Source organism: Mesorhizobium sp. WSM4807, assembly GCF_055811615.1.
In genome coordinates, this window is sequence record NZ_JBVVQY010000036.1 from 37,067 (window position 1) to 52,291 (window position 15,225).

The 15,225-nt window shown below is 65.6% G+C and carries 14 protein-coding genes; 7 read left to right on the forward strand and 7 right to left on the reverse strand.

The window, feature by feature from the left end; genetic code table 11:
- Positions 1–223 precede the first annotated feature (223 nt).
- Complete coding sequence (locus AC0L3N_RS29770) at positions 224–484, forward strand: DUF1344 domain-containing protein (protein WP_027151030.1); 261 nt, start codon at positions 224–226, stop codon at positions 482–484.
- A 250-nt stretch (positions 485–734) separates the two neighbouring features.
- Complete coding sequence (locus AC0L3N_RS29775) at positions 735–920, forward strand: DUF1059 domain-containing protein (protein WP_095491629.1); 186 nt, start codon at positions 735–737, stop codon at positions 918–920.
- 1 nt (position 921) lies between these two features.
- Here AC0L3N_RS29775 and AC0L3N_RS29780 read toward each other — a convergent pair whose 3' ends face one another.
- The 3 genes from AC0L3N_RS29780 to AC0L3N_RS29790 are packed head-to-tail and all read right to left on the reverse strand — an operon-like array spanning position 922 to position 3,494.
- On the reverse strand, positions 922–2,178 hold the full coding sequence (locus AC0L3N_RS29780; RefSeq protein ID WP_473551096.1) for a CCA tRNA nucleotidyltransferase: 1,257 nt from the start codon (positions 2,176–2,178) through the stop codon (positions 922–924).
- Positions 2,179–2,186: 8 nt separating this feature from the next.
- The gene (locus AC0L3N_RS29785; protein ID WP_473551097.1) at positions 2,187–2,819 is read right to left on the reverse strand and encodes a CoA pyrophosphatase; all 633 of its coding nucleotides are present in this window, start codon (positions 2,817–2,819) and stop codon (positions 2,187–2,189) included.
- Positions 2,820–2,864: 45 nt separating this feature from the next.
- Positions 2,865–3,494: a DUF1285 domain-containing protein gene (locus AC0L3N_RS29790; RefSeq protein WP_473551110.1), complete on the reverse strand. Its 630-nt coding sequence runs from the start codon at positions 3,492–3,494 to the stop codon at positions 2,865–2,867.
- 146 nt (positions 3,495–3,640) lie between these two features.
- On the opposite strand from AC0L3N_RS29790, the gene AC0L3N_RS29795 reads away from it, so the two are divergent.
- The 4 genes from AC0L3N_RS29795 to AC0L3N_RS29810 are packed head-to-tail and all read left to right on the forward strand — an operon-like array spanning position 3,641 to position 10,472.
- Positions 3,641–4,645: an AAA family ATPase gene (locus tag AC0L3N_RS29795; protein WP_473551099.1), complete on the forward strand. Its 1,005-nt coding sequence runs from the start codon at positions 3,641–3,643 to the stop codon at positions 4,643–4,645.
- A complete protein-coding gene (locus AC0L3N_RS29800; RefSeq protein ID WP_123149372.1) occupies positions 4,645–5,559 on the forward strand; it encodes a DUF58 domain-containing protein in 915 nt (304 codons plus the stop codon). The genes AC0L3N_RS29795 and AC0L3N_RS29800 overlap by 1 nt, the downstream gene beginning before the upstream one ends.
- Positions 5,556–8,381: a DUF4159 domain-containing protein gene (locus tag AC0L3N_RS29805; protein ID WP_473551100.1), complete on the forward strand. Its 2,826-nt coding sequence runs from the start codon at positions 5,556–5,558 to the stop codon at positions 8,379–8,381. The genes AC0L3N_RS29800 and AC0L3N_RS29805 overlap by 4 nt, the downstream gene beginning before the upstream one ends.
- 3 nt (positions 8,382–8,384) lie before the next feature.
- Entirely contained in the window at positions 8,385–10,472 is a 2,088-nt protein-coding gene (locus AC0L3N_RS29810) for a hypothetical protein (RefSeq protein ID WP_123149370.1), read from the forward strand.
- A 169-nt stretch (positions 10,473–10,641) separates the two neighbouring features.
- Here the strand turns inward: AC0L3N_RS29810 and clpS are convergent, their stop codons facing one another.
- The 4 genes from clpS to AC0L3N_RS29830 form a co-directional block, all read right to left on the reverse strand.
- Entirely contained in the window at positions 10,642–10,947 is a 306-nt protein-coding gene (gene clpS, locus AC0L3N_RS29815) for an ATP-dependent Clp protease adapter ClpS (protein ID WP_029349886.1), read from the reverse strand.
- Positions 10,948–11,177: 230 nt separating this feature from the next.
- Complete coding sequence (gene choV / locus AC0L3N_RS29820; protein ID WP_123149369.1) at positions 11,178–12,359, reverse strand: choline ABC transporter ATP-binding protein; 1,182 nt, start codon at positions 12,357–12,359, stop codon at positions 11,178–11,180.
- Entirely contained in the window at positions 12,356–13,210 is an 855-nt protein-coding gene (gene choW, locus AC0L3N_RS29825) for a choline ABC transporter permease subunit (protein ID WP_095494431.1), read from the reverse strand. Before choW ends, choV begins: the two co-directional genes overlap by 4 nt.
- A gap of 138 nt (positions 13,211–13,348) precedes the next feature.
- Positions 13,349–14,296: a choline ABC transporter substrate-binding protein gene (locus AC0L3N_RS29830; protein ID WP_473551102.1), complete on the reverse strand. Its 948-nt coding sequence runs from the start codon at positions 14,294–14,296 to the stop codon at positions 13,349–13,351.
- A 218-nt stretch (positions 14,297–14,514) separates the two neighbouring features.
- On the opposite strand from AC0L3N_RS29830, the gene AC0L3N_RS29835 reads away from it, so the two are divergent.
- Positions 14,515–15,120 (forward strand): thymidine kinase, encoded by a 606-nt coding sequence (locus AC0L3N_RS29835; RefSeq protein ID WP_473551103.1) that lies wholly within the window; start codon positions 14,515–14,517, stop codon positions 15,118–15,120.
- Positions 15,121–15,225 lie beyond the last annotated feature (105 nt).

The following is a 15,225-nucleotide window of genomic DNA, read 5'->3' on the forward strand; positions in this document are numbered from 1 at the left end:
CCGCAATGAGGTCCAAATCGTTTGATTTTGGCGGCGAATGTGGCGCGCAGAATATCTTTTTCGTCTAATATCCACTTGAAAAAACAGGACTATTTTTCGTTCCGGGCCGGGAAACGCCGGCGGTTCATCCTCCCTAGAACCGCGACCCGACGCGACCGGACGGCCCATGATTGAGTGGGGCACCTTCCCAAAATGGTGCCCTCATTTTCCAGGAGAGCATGCCATGCGCAAGCTTATTATGTCGGTTGCGGCTGCCGCCGTTCTTGCCTCTGGTGGCGCTGCCTTCGCAGCGGTCAAGCACACCACGGGCACGGTCAAGACCTATGATGGAACGGCCATGAGCCTTGTTCTGGACAACGGATCTACCTTTACGCTGCCCAAGGCCTTCAAGAATCCTGGCCTGAAGGCCGGCGAAAAGGTCCGCGTTTCGTGGGACATGAGCGGCAAGCACAAAATTGCCGAGGCAGTCAGGATCGTGAAGTGATCGCCTACCCGCTGGAGCAAGACGAGGTCTTGCCTCCGGGGTAGTGTTAAGAGGGCGGAGCAGCGATGCTCCGCCTTTTCGGTCTTTGCGGCAACCAAAACCATTCGACCGTGTTATGCTTGCTCGGCCAGCGCATGATCCGAATACCGACACCCGGTTTCAGACGGGGATCATGCGTCGATCAAAGGTGCTGGAGCTTCCGCGTTCAAGCAAATGGGTGGCGCTCCGGGGAGGAAAAGGGAGAAATCCGATGAAAGAATTCCACTGCGGCTCGCTCGTTCCGGGTTGTGACTGGCATACGCGCGCCGAAGAGGAAGCCGAGATCATGCGTCGTGCGGTCGAGCACATGCGTGAGACGCATGGCGAGACGATCATCCGCGAGACGATGATCGAAGCCATCCGTTCGCGCATCGAAAAGCCCCGCGACGCCGCCTGATTTAACTTTCGAGTGCTTCTGCGGCGCGCTTGAGGAGTGCGTCGCGATCCAGCGCAAAGCCGGACTCGATCCACTCGTTTTCGAGGTTCTTCAAGGTTGCGCCGAGTTTCGGCCCGGGCGACGCGCCAAGCGTCGTCAGATCGGCGCCCTTGAGCGGAAAGCCGGGCTTTTTCCATTTTCCGGCGGAGGCCAGCAGGCGCGAAAAGCCGCCGGCTTCGAGCGGCGCGTCGTTGTCCTCGACCGCGCGGGCTCGAGCGGAAGCGAGCGACAGCCGCAAGCGATCGACAATGCCTTGACGATCGCCACGATAGAGCCGTTTTGCGAGTCCCGCTTCAGTGGTCTTCGGCTCGACGGGCGCTGTCAGCGCCCACTGCCTGAGACGGCCGGCGTCGCTGACGGAGAATCTCAGCCGCTCGGCCAGCGTCTTCAGCCGCGCCGCGTCCGGCGGCACGATCGCTTCCAGCCTGAGCAGCGGGTCCGGCGTCCAGCCTAGATCCTTCTCGGCCCTGGTCAGCGCATGGATCGCATCGATGCCCCATTTCTCGCTCTCCGGCAGAACGCTGGTGAGCACGCTGGCCTGGCGCATCCACAGCAAAGCGCGCGATGGATCGGGGGCCGACAGCAGCTTCTTCAGCTCGGACCAGATGCGCTCGACCGAGAGTTGGCCGAGCCCCTCCTTGAGCCGGGCGCAAGCCTTCAGCCCTTCGGCATCCGGCCGGCCGTCGCCATACCAGGCGAAGAAGCGGAAAAAGCGCAGGATGCGCAGATAATCCTCGCGGATGCGCGCCTCCGGATCGCCGATGAAGCGCAGCCGGCGCGCCTCGATATCGGCTACGCCGCCGACCAGGTCGATGATCGTGCCGTCGGCCTCTGCATAAAGCGCGTTGATGGTGAAATCGCGCCGTTCCGCGTCCGCCTTCCAGTCGCGCCCAAACGTCACTTTTGCCCGCCGGCCGTCGGTCTCGATGTCGGCGCGCAGCGTTGTCACCTCGAACGGCTTTCCGCCGGCGACAATCGTGATGGTGCCGTGCTCGATGCCGGTCGGCACGGCCTTGAAGCCCGCCGCCTCGGCGCGGCGGATGGTCTCATCGGGCACGGTCGTGGTGGCGATATCGACGTCGGCGACCGGCTGGCCGATGAGCGCATTGCGCACCGCACCGCCGGCGACACGCGCCTCCTCGCCGCCAGCCGCCAGCGCCGCCAGCAGGCGCTGCAGGTGCCGTTCGCCGAGCCACTCGGCTTTGCCCGCGAGCGACATCCGGCCGCTCACGTATAGAGCCTTTCATAGAGCGTGCGGATGATGCCGGCGGTGACGCCCCAGATGCGCTGGCCGCCATAGGGCATCTCGTAGAAGACCCATTCGAGGTCGTTCCACATGCGGCTGTCGCGGCCGTGGTTGGCCGGGTCCATGAGGAAGCGCAGCGGCACTTCGAAGGCGGCGTCGACCTCCTGGGAATTCAGCGTCAGTGAAAAACCCGGCCGCACGATTCCCAGCACCGGGGCGATGCGGTAGCCGCTGCCGGAGACGTAATCGGGCATGCGGCCGATGATCTCGACCCGGTCCTGGCCAAGTCCGATCTCCTCGAATGTCTCGCGCAATGCCGCCGCTTCCGGGCTCGGGTCGGTAGGATCGATCGTGCCGCCCGGGAAGGCCACCTGCCCCGAATGGTTGCGCAGGTTTTCCGCCCGTTTGGTCAGCAGAACCGTGGCATCGCGTCCGTGATCGACCACCGGGATCAGCACGGCGGCATCGCGCAGCACCTTCGCGAGCTTCAAACGCGGATGGCCGGGGTTGAAGCGATGGTCGCTATAATCGTCGGCGGCATGCGCCAGCGGCTGTGCCGCGACGCGGGCGCGAAAATCCGCGGCGGAAAACGGCGCTGGCGTCACTTGGTCCATAGCGTCACCTGGTCCATCATGCCCCGGTCCATCATACGCTGCCCATCATGCGCTCAGCCGCTGCAGTTTTTCCATCGGCATGATCGGATAGACCGCGCCCTTCGAGCGGACGGCAAACATCCTCCTGCCGCCGACCTCGATCTCTTCGCCATGCTCGACCAGTTCGTACATGACTGGCCGCGCCACCAGCGCTTCCAGCCGTCCGCGCACCAGCACATAGGGTTTCAGGCCACCGCTCGCCTCCTCGTCGACGAAGCGCAGCGGATGATCCGGCCCGGCCTCGACCACATCGCCGACATTGGTGCGGAAAGTGATGACTTGGCCATAGCCGGTGCCGCAAACGTCCATCTCGACGGCGATGAAAGGCGCGTCGACGACGCGGATGCCGACCCTTTCCACCGGCGTCACCAGATAGGTCTTGCCGTCTTCGTCCTTGCGCAGCACGGAGGAAAACAGCTGCACCAGCGGCATGCGGCCGATCGGCGTGCCCTGGTAGAACCAGGTGCCGTCCTGTCTGATCTCCATGTCGAGATCGCCGCAAAAGGCCGGATTCCAGCGCTCCACTGGTGCCGGCCCCTTGCCCGCGCGGGCGGCACGCGAGATCAGCGCCTCAAGTCCGCGCGCCTCGGTCACGGTCGTCAAACTTTCATCACGATCGTCGGCGCGTTCTGTCATGGTCACGAAATAGTCACTGTTGTTCCGCTTGTCAGCATAAGTCAGTGATTTAAGTTCAAAGACAGGCGCCACGCGAGGCCGAATCGCGGCACTCTGTGGCGTCTTAGGTGCAAGCCGGTATTTCCAACGAGAAGGATCGATGCTGCATGAGCGTGATGATCAAGGAAAGCCCGATCAGCGAAAAGGACATGATCGCCCAGGCCGAGACGGCGCTGGCCGACATTTCCAGGGTTCGCGAGGGCGTCGGCCGCGTCATCTTCGGCCAGGAAAGCGTCGTCGAACGCACGTTGGTGGCGCTGCTGGCCGGCGGTCATGCGCTGCTGGTCGGCGTGCCCGGCCTCGCCAAGACCAAGCTGGTCGAAACGCTGGGCATCGTGCTCGGCCTCGATTCCCGCCGCATCCAGTTCACGCCCGACCTGATGCCGTCCGACATTCTCGGCTCCGAGGTGATGGAGCAAGACGAATTCGGCAAGCGCTCCTTCCGCTTCATCTCCGGGCCGATCTTCGCGCAGCTGCTGATGGCCGACGAGATCAACCGCGCCTCACCGCGCACCCAGTCGGCGCTGCTGCAGTCGATGCAGGAATACCACGTCACCATTGCCGGTATCCGCCACGACCTGCCGGCGCCCTTCCACGTGCTGGCGACGCAGAACCCGCTGGAGCAGGAAGGCACCTATCCGCTGCCCGAGGCGCAGCTCGACCGTTTCCTGATGCAGGTCGACATCCTCTATCCGGAAATCGAGGCGGAGCGCCGCATCCTTCTGGAGACCACCGGTATCGAGGACGCCAAGGCGCAGAACGTGCTGCAGCCGGCGCGGCTCAAGGAGATCCAGACCCTCATTCGCCGCATGCCGGTGCCGGAAAGCGTCGTCGAGGCGATCCTCCAGCTGGTGCGCTCGGCGCGCCCCGGCCAGGGCAATGCCGAGACTGACAAGCACGTCGCCTGGGGCCCGGGCCCGCGCGCCAGCCAGTCGCTGACACTGTGCGCCCGCGCCCGCGCCCTCTATGATGGACGGCTGGCGCCGTCGATCGACGATATCAGAGCGCTGGCCGAGCCGGTGCTGCAGCACCGCATGGCGCTGACCTTTGCCGCCCGTGCCGAGGGCACGACCGTGCGCGACGTGGTGGCGAAACTGGCAAAAGGCATCTGATGGCGCGTATAGGCGAGGCCCAGGCACCGGCGGCGACGCGTGACGCGCTCGCCCGCGGCCGATTGCGGGCGTCGCTGGTGCCGGACCTGCTGGTCGAGGCGCGCCGCATCGTCAACACGGTGATCGCCGGCTGGCACGGCCGCCGCAAGCGCGGCATCGGCGAGAATTTCTGGCAGTTCCGGCCCTATGTCGAAGGCGATTCCTCGCGTATCGACTGGCGCCGCTCGGCCCGCGACGACCACATCTATGTGCGCGACCGCGAATGGGAAGCCGCTCATACGGTGTGGCTGTGGGCCGACCCCTCGCCCTCCATGCTCTACAAATCGACAGGAGCCACCGTCTCGAAGGAATCCCGCGCGCTGGTGCTGGCGCTGGCCATGGCCGAGCTTCTGTCGCGCAGCGGCGAGCGCATCGCCTGGCCCGGGCTGACCGATCCGTTCACCGCCCGCAACGGCGCCGAGCGCATCGCGGCGCAACTCACCCATGCCGGCGAATTGCCGGTGAAGCCCGACCTATCCGCTATTCGCCGCTTCTGCGACATCGTCATCGTCAGCGACTTCCTCGATCCGGTCGAGGACACCATCGCCTGGCTCGACGTGCTCGCCCGCCACGGCGTGCGTGCCCATCTGATCGAGGTCGCCGACCCGGCCGAGGAGAGATTCCCCTATGCCGGCCGCACCGAGTTCACCGATCCCGAGACCGGCGACAAGCTGACTGCCGGCCGTGCCGAAACGCTGGGCGATGAATACCGACTGCTTTACATCGCCCGGCGTCAGGAACTGACCGACTGGTGCAAGCGGCTCGGATGGAGCTTCACCGTTAACCACACCGACCGCCTTGCCTCCGATGCGCTGGTGCGAGTCCACATGGCGATGACCGTCGATGGCAGCTCAGCCGGGAGGATCCGCGCGTGAGCTGGCTGCCGCTATCCTTCGGGGCACCGATGGTGCTGTGGGGCCTTCTGGCGCTGCCGGTGATCTGGTGGCTGTTGCGGTTCACCCCGCCCAAGCCGCAGACCGAGGTCTTCCCGCCGCTGAAGATCCTGGCCCGCGTGCTGAAGCGCGAGGAGACGCCGCAACAGAGCCCGTGGTGGCTGACGCTGCTCAGGCTGCTGATGGCGGCCCTCATCGTTGCGGCGCTTGCCGAACCTGTCTTCAACCCGCGTGAAAGACTGCCGGCCGAGGGCGCCGCTCTTGCGCTGGTCATCGACAATGACTGGGCAAGTGCCGCCGACTGGGGCCAGCGCGTCGCCACTGCCGAACGGCTGATCACCGATGCCAGCTCCAACGACGTGCCCGTCATCATCGCCTTCACCGCCGAGAAGCCGAATGCCGAAATCGGTCCCTTCGACGCCGCCACCGCGCTCGACCGGCTGCGCGCGGCAAAGCCGCGGCCGATCCCGACCGACCGCCCTGCCGTCTACGCCCGCGTCGCGGCAACCCTGGAGACCTTGCCGGGCGCCAGCGTTGCCGTGCTCGCCGACGGTCTGGCGGCGGAAGGCGACGAGGCCGCCTTCAACACGCTTTTGTCGAAGAACGCCGCCCGTGTCGTCTGGGCCGCCTCCGATCGGCCTGGCCTGATCGGCCTGACCGGCGCCGACAACCAGGTGGACGGCTTCGAGCTGACCGCCATCCGCGCGCCGGGCGATCCGGCGCCGGCTCAGGTGACCGCCGGCGCCTTCGACGACAAGGGCCGCCGCATCGCCGACGCCACGCTGACCTTCTCACCGGGCGAATCCACCGCCACCGGCACGATGGCGGTGCCGTTCGAACTGCGCAACGACTTCGCCTCGATCGCGCTCGACGGCCAGCGGCAGGCCGGCGCCGTCCGCGTGCTCGACGAGAATTCCAAGCGTCGCCGCGTCGGGCTGCTGTCGCAGGCCGAGGCCGACCAGGCGCAGCCGCTTTTGTCGCCGCTGTACTACATCCGCCGCGCGCTGCAGCCCTTCGCCGATCTGACCGAGCCGTCGAGCGCCGACCTTGCCGATGCCATCCCGCAACTCCTCGACCAGAAGCCGGCGATGGTCGTCATGGCCGATGTCGGCACCATTCCGGAGCAGGTGCGGCAAAGGCTGGTCGACTGGGTCGACAATGGCGGCACGCTGGTGCGGTTCGCCGGCTCGCGGCTGGTCGCCGCCGGCAATGACGACGACCTGCTGCCGGTCAGGCTGCGCACCGGCGAGCGTTCGCTCGGCGGCGCGCTGTCGTGGACGACGCCGCAGCCGGTCACAGATTTCACAAAGACCGGTCCCTTCGCCGATCTCGCTCCGCCCGCCGAGGTCACCGTCACCAGGCAGGTGCTGGCCGAGCCGACGCCCGATATCGTCGAGCGCACCTGGGCCACGCTTGCCGACGGCACGCCGCTGGTGACCGGGATGAAGAAGGGCAAAGGCACGCTCGTCCTGTTCCATGTTACGCCGGAGGCGACCTGGTCGAACCTGCCGATCTCCGGCAGCTTCGTCGAGATGCTGCGCCGCATCGTGCAATTGTCGCGCAACCAGGGCGCGGCGGCTGCCAATGCCGAGGCCGCCGCCACCTCGCTGGCGCCCTACCGCATGATATCAGCCGACGGCACGCTGGTGCCGCCGACGCCGGATGCACGGCCGCTGGTGCCGGGTGCCGGCCCGCTGCCGGTGACGTTCGACAACCCGCCTGGCCTGTACGGCTCCGAAACCGGCGTCCTCGCCCACAATCTGCTCGATGCCGAAAGCAGCTTCGCACCGCTGGTCCGTCCTCAGATCACCGTGCCGGTCACCACCATCCAGTACGCCTTCGACGAATCGCACAATTTGAAGGGCCCGCTGGTGGCGGCAGCTCTCTTGCTGATGGTGCTCGACACGCTGGCCGTGTTCTGGATGAGCGGCTTGTTCTCGCGCCGGCCGCGCCGCGCCGGCACGGCTGCTGCGACCACCGCCGCCCTGCTGATTGCGCTGGGCGCCCTGGTCGGCCACACCGACATCGCCCGCGCCGACGATGCCAAACCCGGCGATGAGCGGGCGATCGAGGACATTTCCAAGACCCGGATCGCCTATGTGCAGACCGGCGAACGGAGCGTCGATTCGATCAGCCAGGCCGGGCTGGAGGGCCTGACCCGCTTCCTGATCGAGAAGACCGCGCTCGAGCCGGGGGCGCCGGCCAGCGTCGATATCTCGAAGGACCAGCTCGCCTTCTATCCGCTGATCTACTGGCCGATCGATCCTGCCGCGCCGATGCCGAGCCAGGCCGCGATCGCACGCGTCGACGCCTATATGCAGCAGGGCGGCACGGTGCTGTTCGACACGCGCGACCAGTTCGCCACCGGCATCGGCGCGGATTCGGCCAGCCCGGCGACGGAGCGGCTGCGCGACATCCTCGGCAACCTCAACGTGCCGGCGCTGGAGCCGGTGCCGTCGGACCATGTGCTGACCAAATCCTTCTACATCCTGCCTGAGTTTCCCGGACGTTTCGCCGGCGGACCGCTCTGGGTCGCGGCGTCGCTCGAAGCCAGCAACACCGAGAACCGCCCGGTACGCACCGGCGACGGCGTCTCGCCGATCATGATCACCGCCAATGATTTCGCCGGCGCCTGGGCGGTCGACGAGAATGGCGACCCGCTTTTGCCGACCGTGCCGTCGGACCCGATGCAGCGCATTTATGCGCTGCGCGCAGGCGTCAACATCATGATGTACATGTTGACCGGTAACTACAAATCCGATCAGGTGCATGTGCCGGTGCTGCTCGAGCGGCTGGGGCAGTAAGCCATGAACTTGTCGCTCGCCTTCGAACCGCTCATCTCCTGGCCGCTGCTTGGCCTGGTGCTGGCGCCGCTGTTGCTGCTGGCATTGGTCGGTTTTTGGTTTCGCCAGCGCGGCGCGGTCTTCCGTTTTGCCGCCCTGCTGGCGCTGGGTGCGGCCCTGCTCAACCCGGTGTTGCTCGACGAAGAGCGTGAGGCGCTGAAAAGCGTCGTCGCCGTCGTCGTCGACCGCAGCCAGAGCCAGGACATTGGCGAGCGCACCAAGCAGACAGACGAGGCGCTGGCCGGGCTTCAGCAGCGTCTTGGCCGCTTCAAGCAGTTCGACGTCCGCGTCGTCGAGGCCGGCAAGTCGGAAGCCGCCGAGGAGCGCACCGAGACGCGGCTTTTCGGCGCGCTTGAAAGCGCTTTCCGCGACGTGCCGCCTTCGCGCATCGGCGGCGCCATCATGATCACCGATGGCGAGGTGCATGACGCCCCCGGCGGCACGCCCGACTTCAACGCCCCGCTGCACGCGCTGATCACCGGCAACGACCAGGAAAAGGATCGCCGCATCCGCTTCGAGAATGCGCCGCGCTTCGGTCTGGTCGGCAAGCCGCTCGAAATGACCTATCGCGTCATCGGCACCAACAACGAGGCCGGCTCGGTCGACGTGCGCGTGTCGGTCAATGGGGAGCAGGTTTCGGTCGAGCGCGCCACCATCGGCCAGGCCATGCCGCTGCAGGTGACCATTCCCGGCGCCGGCCGCAACATCGTCGAACTCGCCATCGACCCCGAGCCCGACGAACTCACCGACACCAACAACCGTGCCATCGCGCTGATCGACGGCATCCGCGAGAATTTGCGCGTGCTGCTTGTTTCCGGTGAGCCGCATGCCGGTGAGCGCACCTGGCGCAACCTTCTGAAATCCGACGCCTCGGTCGATCTGGTCCACTTCACCATTCTGCGGCCGCCGGAAAAGCAGGACGGCACGCCGATCAACGAACTGTCGCTGATCGCCTTCCCGACGCGCGAGCTGTTCGTCGAGAAGATCAAGGATTTCGACCTGATCATCTTCGACCGCTATCAGCATCGCGACGTGCTGCCGATCCTCTACTACGACTACATCGCCGAATATGTCGAAAAGGGCGGCGCGCTGCTGATCGCGGCAGGGCCTGAATATGCCGGCGAAAGCTCCATCGCCCGCACGCCTTTGATGTCGGCGCTGCCGGCGATGCCGACCGGCGAAGTCGTCGACAAGGCCTTCTATCCGCGCCTCACCGAGCTCGGCCAGCGTCATCCGGTGACGCGCGGGCTCGACGGCTCCGCCACCGAGCCGCCGCACTGGAGCCGCTGGTTCCGCACCATCGGCGTCGAGAACCCTGAGGGCGAGGCGGTGATGAAGGGGGCGGACAACCGACCGCTGCTGCTGCTCGACCGCAAAGGCGAAGGCCGCGTCGGCATGTTTCTGTCCGACCAGGGCTGGTTGTGGGCGCGCGGCTTCGAGGGCGGCGGCCCGCATGTCCAGCTCTATCGCCGCATCGCCCATTGGCTGATGAAGGAGCCCGAACTCGAGGAGGAGCGGCTGACCGCCGACGGCCGCGGCATGATGCTGGAAATCCGCCGCCAGACGATGAGCGACGATCCCGGCCCGGCGCAGATCATCACCCCGTCCGGCAAGGCGATGACCGTCAAGCTAGAGAGAGCCGAACCCGGCGTCTTCCTGGGCAGCATCGAAACCAGCGAGATCGGCCTCTATCAGGTCGGCAATGGCGACCTGAAGGCGCTTGCCCATGTCGGCCCGGTCAATGCGCCGGAATTCACCGACGTCGTCTCCACCGAGAACCGGCTGAAGGCGCCGGCCGAGGCCACCGGCGGCAGCGTGCGCCGGCTGGCGCAATCGTCGACCCTTGGCAATCTCACCGGCGGCGTGACGCTGCCGTCGGTCGTTCCGGTCCGCTCCTCGGGTGCGGCGGCCGGCAACGACTGGATCGGCCTGCGCACCACCGACGACAGCGTGCTGAAGGCCGTCTCGCGCGTGCCGCTGTTCGGCGGGTTCCTCGGCCTCGGCCTGCTGCTTCTGGCATTGGGCTCGATGTGGTACCGCGAGGGGCGGTAGCAAAGCGGTTTATCCTTCTCCCCTTGTGGGAGAAGATGGCCGAGCGGAGCTCGGTCGGATGAGGGGTGTTCCAGCTTGACACCGACGGCGCCTCGTCCAGCACCCCTCAACCGTCTTGTCGCTCCGCGACAATCCACCTTCTCCCACAGGGGGAGAAGGGAAAACCGCTCTACTCCTCCGGTTCTGTCGTGAACATCAGCGGGTAGCCCTTGGCCTTGCCGGCATCGGTCGCCCGTGTCGCCTTGGTCTCGGCGACGTCCCTGGTGAAGACGGCGACGACGCAGACGCCGCGCTGGTGCGCGGTGATCATCACCCGCCGCGCCTGGTCTTCGCTCAGCTTGAATTCGCCCTTGAGCACCGTCACCACGAACTCGCGCGGCGTGAAATCGTCATTGAGGAGGATGACCTTGTAGAGCTTCGGCCGTTCGATTTGCGGCTTCGTCTTGGTGCGGGGTTTGGTGACGATCTCAGGCATCGGAACCGGCAACTGCGCGCAAGAATTTCGCTTTTATTCTGACATAGGCAAAGCGGTCGTCCATTTTAAGCCGCGCACAAACCGCCTTCCCGGGAAGCGCGACCGTTCACAAGTCCGTGCCCATGCAATTGGCGAAATCCGTGACGGCAGCCAATCTCCCAGTGGGGGAGATGTGCGGCACGACAGGCGCGCGCGAAGGAACGATACGGGCCGTTTCGTTTAGAAAACAGCTATCGCCGCAACACCGCCGACAGCACGTCCCTGACGCCGATGGCGCCGACGAAGCGCGACTGGTCGTCGAACAGCGCCACCGGTGCGGTCTGCGAGCGGTGCATGGCCAGCATCACCGTCTTCAGCGAGGTGCCGGGATTGGCCCAGAATACCTGCGTCGTCTCCTCCGGCTGCGCCTCGACATCGGCGCACGACACCCAGAACGCCGGCTTGCCGTCGCGCTCGGCCGCCGCCACCAGCCCGTGCTCGTCGATCTTGAAACGCGTCGTCTTGCGGCGGTCGAGCCACACCCAGCCGTCCTCGCCGTGGTCGAGGTCGCGGCGGTCGCGCATCACGTTCCAGGCGGTCAGCACCGAGAGCGGATTCACATTGGCGATGAAGTCGCGGACATAGTCGTTGGCGGGGCGCAGCACGATGTCTTCCGGCGCGCCGGTTTGCACGATGCGCCCGCCTTCCATGATGGTGATGTGGCTGCCGATCTTCAGCGCCTCCTCGAGGTCGTGGCTGACGAAGATGATGGTCTTCTTCAGCTCGGCCTGAAGCTGCAGCAATTCGTCCTGCAGCTTGGTCCGGATCAGCGGGTCGAGCGCCGAGAACGGCTCGTCCATCAGCAGGATCGGCGCTTCGGTGGCAAACGCGCGCGCCAGCCCGACGCGCTGCTGCATGCCGCCGGAAAGCTCGTGGGCGTATTTCGACGCCCACTGGTCGAGGCCGACGAGCTTCAACTGGCGCTCGACGCGCGCCTTGCGCTCGGCTTCGGGCACGCCGGAAAGCTCTAGGCCGAAGCCGACATTTTCCGCGACGGTGCGCCAGGGCAGAAGGCCGAACTGCTGGAACACCATGGCGACCCGCGTCTGTCGGATGTGGCGCAGCGTGGCGGCGTCGCAGGCCGCGACATCGATCATGCGGTCGCCGTCCTTGACCATGACGTTGCCGCGCGCCGGCACGTTGAGCAAGTTGACGGCGCGGAGCAGCGTCGATTTGCCGGAGCCGGAGAGGCCCATCAGGACGGAAATCTCGCCCTCGTTGACGGTCAAATTGGCGCCGGCGCAGCCGAGCACGGCGCCGGTCTTCTCCAGGATTTCCTGACGCGTCGCGCCGCTGTCTACGAGCGCCAGCGCTTCCTTGCGCGCCGCGCCGAAGACGATGTCGACATTCTTGAAATCGACCGCGGCGCTCATTTGGCGGCTCCCGTGCCGATGCGGCTGATGCGGTCGAGGATGATGGCGAGCACGACGATGGCGAGGCCGGCTTCGAGCCCGAGCGGGATGTTGACCGAGTTCAGCGCGCGCACCACCGGCTTGCCGAGGCCGTTGGCGCCGATGAGCGCAGCGATCACGACCATGGAGAGGCAGAGCATGATGCACTGCGTCAGCCCCGCCATGATGGTCGGCAGCGCCGCCGGCAGCTCTACCTTCCACAGGAGCTGGCGTTTTGTCGCGCCGAAGGCTTCGCCGGCCTCGATCATCGGTTTCGGCACCGAGGTGATGCCGAGATGCGTCAGGCGGATCGGCGCAGGAGCGGCGAAGATGACGGTGACGATGAGGCCGGGAGCGATGCCGAGGCCGAAGAGAATCAGCACCGGGATCAGGTAGACGAAGGTCGGCATAGTCTGCATAAGGTCGAGGATTGGCTGGAGATAGCGGTAGCCACGCTCGTTATGCGCCGCCCAGATGCCGATCGGCACGCCGATGGCCATGGAGGCCGCAGCGGCGCCCACGACCAACACCAGCGTCTCGACGGTTTCCTGCCAGAGATCCTGGTTGACGATGAACAGGAGGCCGAGCGCGACGGCAAGCGCCAGCTTCCATGATTTCTGCAGGTACCAGGCAAGCCCGGCTATGGCGGCAACCAGGAGAACCGGCGGGACGAGCAGCAAAAGATCGACCAGCCCGTCGAGAACGACGGTGAGCCCGTCGGCGATACTGTCGAAAAACCACTCGAAATTGGTGGTCAGGAAGTCGAAGAAGGTCTTGCCCCACCGCCCGATCGGGATCTTGAAGCTCGAAATCAGTTGCGAAACCGGATCCATGGCAAATGTCCCCTCATTTCTTCTTCACCCTCCCCCTGGCGGGGTGGGTCGAACCGCGCAGCGGAGCGGGGTGGGGTGGTCACGCACCCCACCGCGGCGCGTGCCGCGCCTCCCCACAAGGGGGAGGGTGTAAGTCTGCTACGAACCCAGCGCGGTTTTCACGGCGGCCGCGGCGTCGCCCCCGTCGAACGTCGTCACACCGGCGAGCCATGGCGTCATCGCGTCCGGATTGGCCTTGAGCCATTCGGTAGCCGCGGCCTTCGGGTCGGCGCCGTCATTGAGGATCGCACCCATGATCTCGTTTTCCATCTTGAGCGAGAACACCATGTTCTTGAGCAGCGCGCCGACGTTCGGGCATTCAGTGGTGTAGCCGGCCCGGACATTGGTGGCGACGGTCGCGCCGCCGAAATTCGGGCCGAACACCTCGTCGCCGCCCGACAGATAGGCCATCTTGATGTTGGCGTTCATCGGATGCGGCTCCCAGCCGAGGAAGACCACGTCTTCGCCCGATGCGGCCGCCTTCTGCACCGCCGACAGCATGCCGGCCTCCGAGCTTTCGACGAGCTCGAAATCCTTCAGGCCGAACTTGTCGGCGGCGATCATGTCGAGGATCAGGCGGTTGCCGTCATTGCCGGCTTCGATGCCGTAAATCTTGTTGTCGAGCTTGTCCTTGAACTTGGCGATATCAGCGAAATCCTTGAGACCGGCGTCATAGGTGTGCTGCGGCACGGCGAGCGTATACTTTGCGCCTTCGAGGTTGGTCACGATCGTCTCGACCGACTTGTCTTCGAGATAGGGCTTTATGTCGGCTTCCATGGTCGGCATCCAATTGCCGAGGAAGACGTCGACGTCCTTGTTCTTCAGCGAGGTGTAGGTGACCGGAACCGACAGCACCTGCACGTCGGGTTCGTAGCCGAGCGCTTCGAGGATGACGCTGGCGGTAGCGGTGGTGGCGGTGATGTCGGTCCAGCCGACATCGGCAAAACGCACCGGCTTGCAGCTTTCCGGCTCGGCGGCGAGTGCGCCGCCCGCGGAAAGAAATGCCGCCAGACCGAAGCCGGCGGCGAATAGTTTCATACGCGACATCATGTATTCTCCCATTGTGATCTATCGGCGAAGCGAAATTGCGGTTTTGTCTCCGCCTTGTTTCGTCAGCCAAACACCATTCTGGTGCGGTTTCAAGCGATAAGACAATCGCGATCAACGGCGCGGGCTGGCCGATCAGCGACACGTTCGCCGCTTTTCCGGTGGAATGTGAGGACGCCCCCTCCCCGCGCCGGGACAACTCGGCTTAAAAGAGCGGCATGGCCAAGCTGTACTTCCACTATGCGACGATGAATGCCGGCAAGACGACGATGCTGCTGCAGGCCTCGTACAATTACCGCGAGCGCGGCATGACGACGATGCTGTTCGTCGCCGACCACTACCGCAAGGGCGATACCGGGCTGATCTCGTCGCGCATCGGCCTGGAGACGGAGGCTGAGATGTTCCGCGACGGCGACGACCTGTTCGCCCGGGTCGCCGAGCATCACGACCATACGACGGTGCATTGCGTCTTCGTCGACGAGGCGCAGTTCCTCGAGGAGGAGCAGGCGTGGCAGCTTGCCCGCATCGCCGACCGGCTGAATATCCCGGTGATGTGCTACGGCCTGCGCACGGATTTCCAGGGCAAGCTGTTTTCCGGCTCGCGCGCGCTTCTGGCGATCTCAGACGATCTGCGCGAGGTGCGCACCATCTGCCGCTGTGGCCGCAAGGCGACGATGGTCGTGCGCCTCGGCTCGGACGGCAAGGTGGCGAGACAGGGCGAACAGGTGGCGATCGGCAAGGATGTCTATGTCTCGCTCTGCCGCCGCCACTGGGAAGAAGAAATGGGCCGCGCCGCGCCCGACGATTTCATCGGCTTCACCTAAAGCGGGGGGGGGGGGGGGGGGGGCGGCGGGGGGGGGGGTGGGGTTTTTTTGTGGTTTTTGGAAAAAACCACGGCCGGAGTGTGGGGGGGGTGAGAGAAAGGGGCA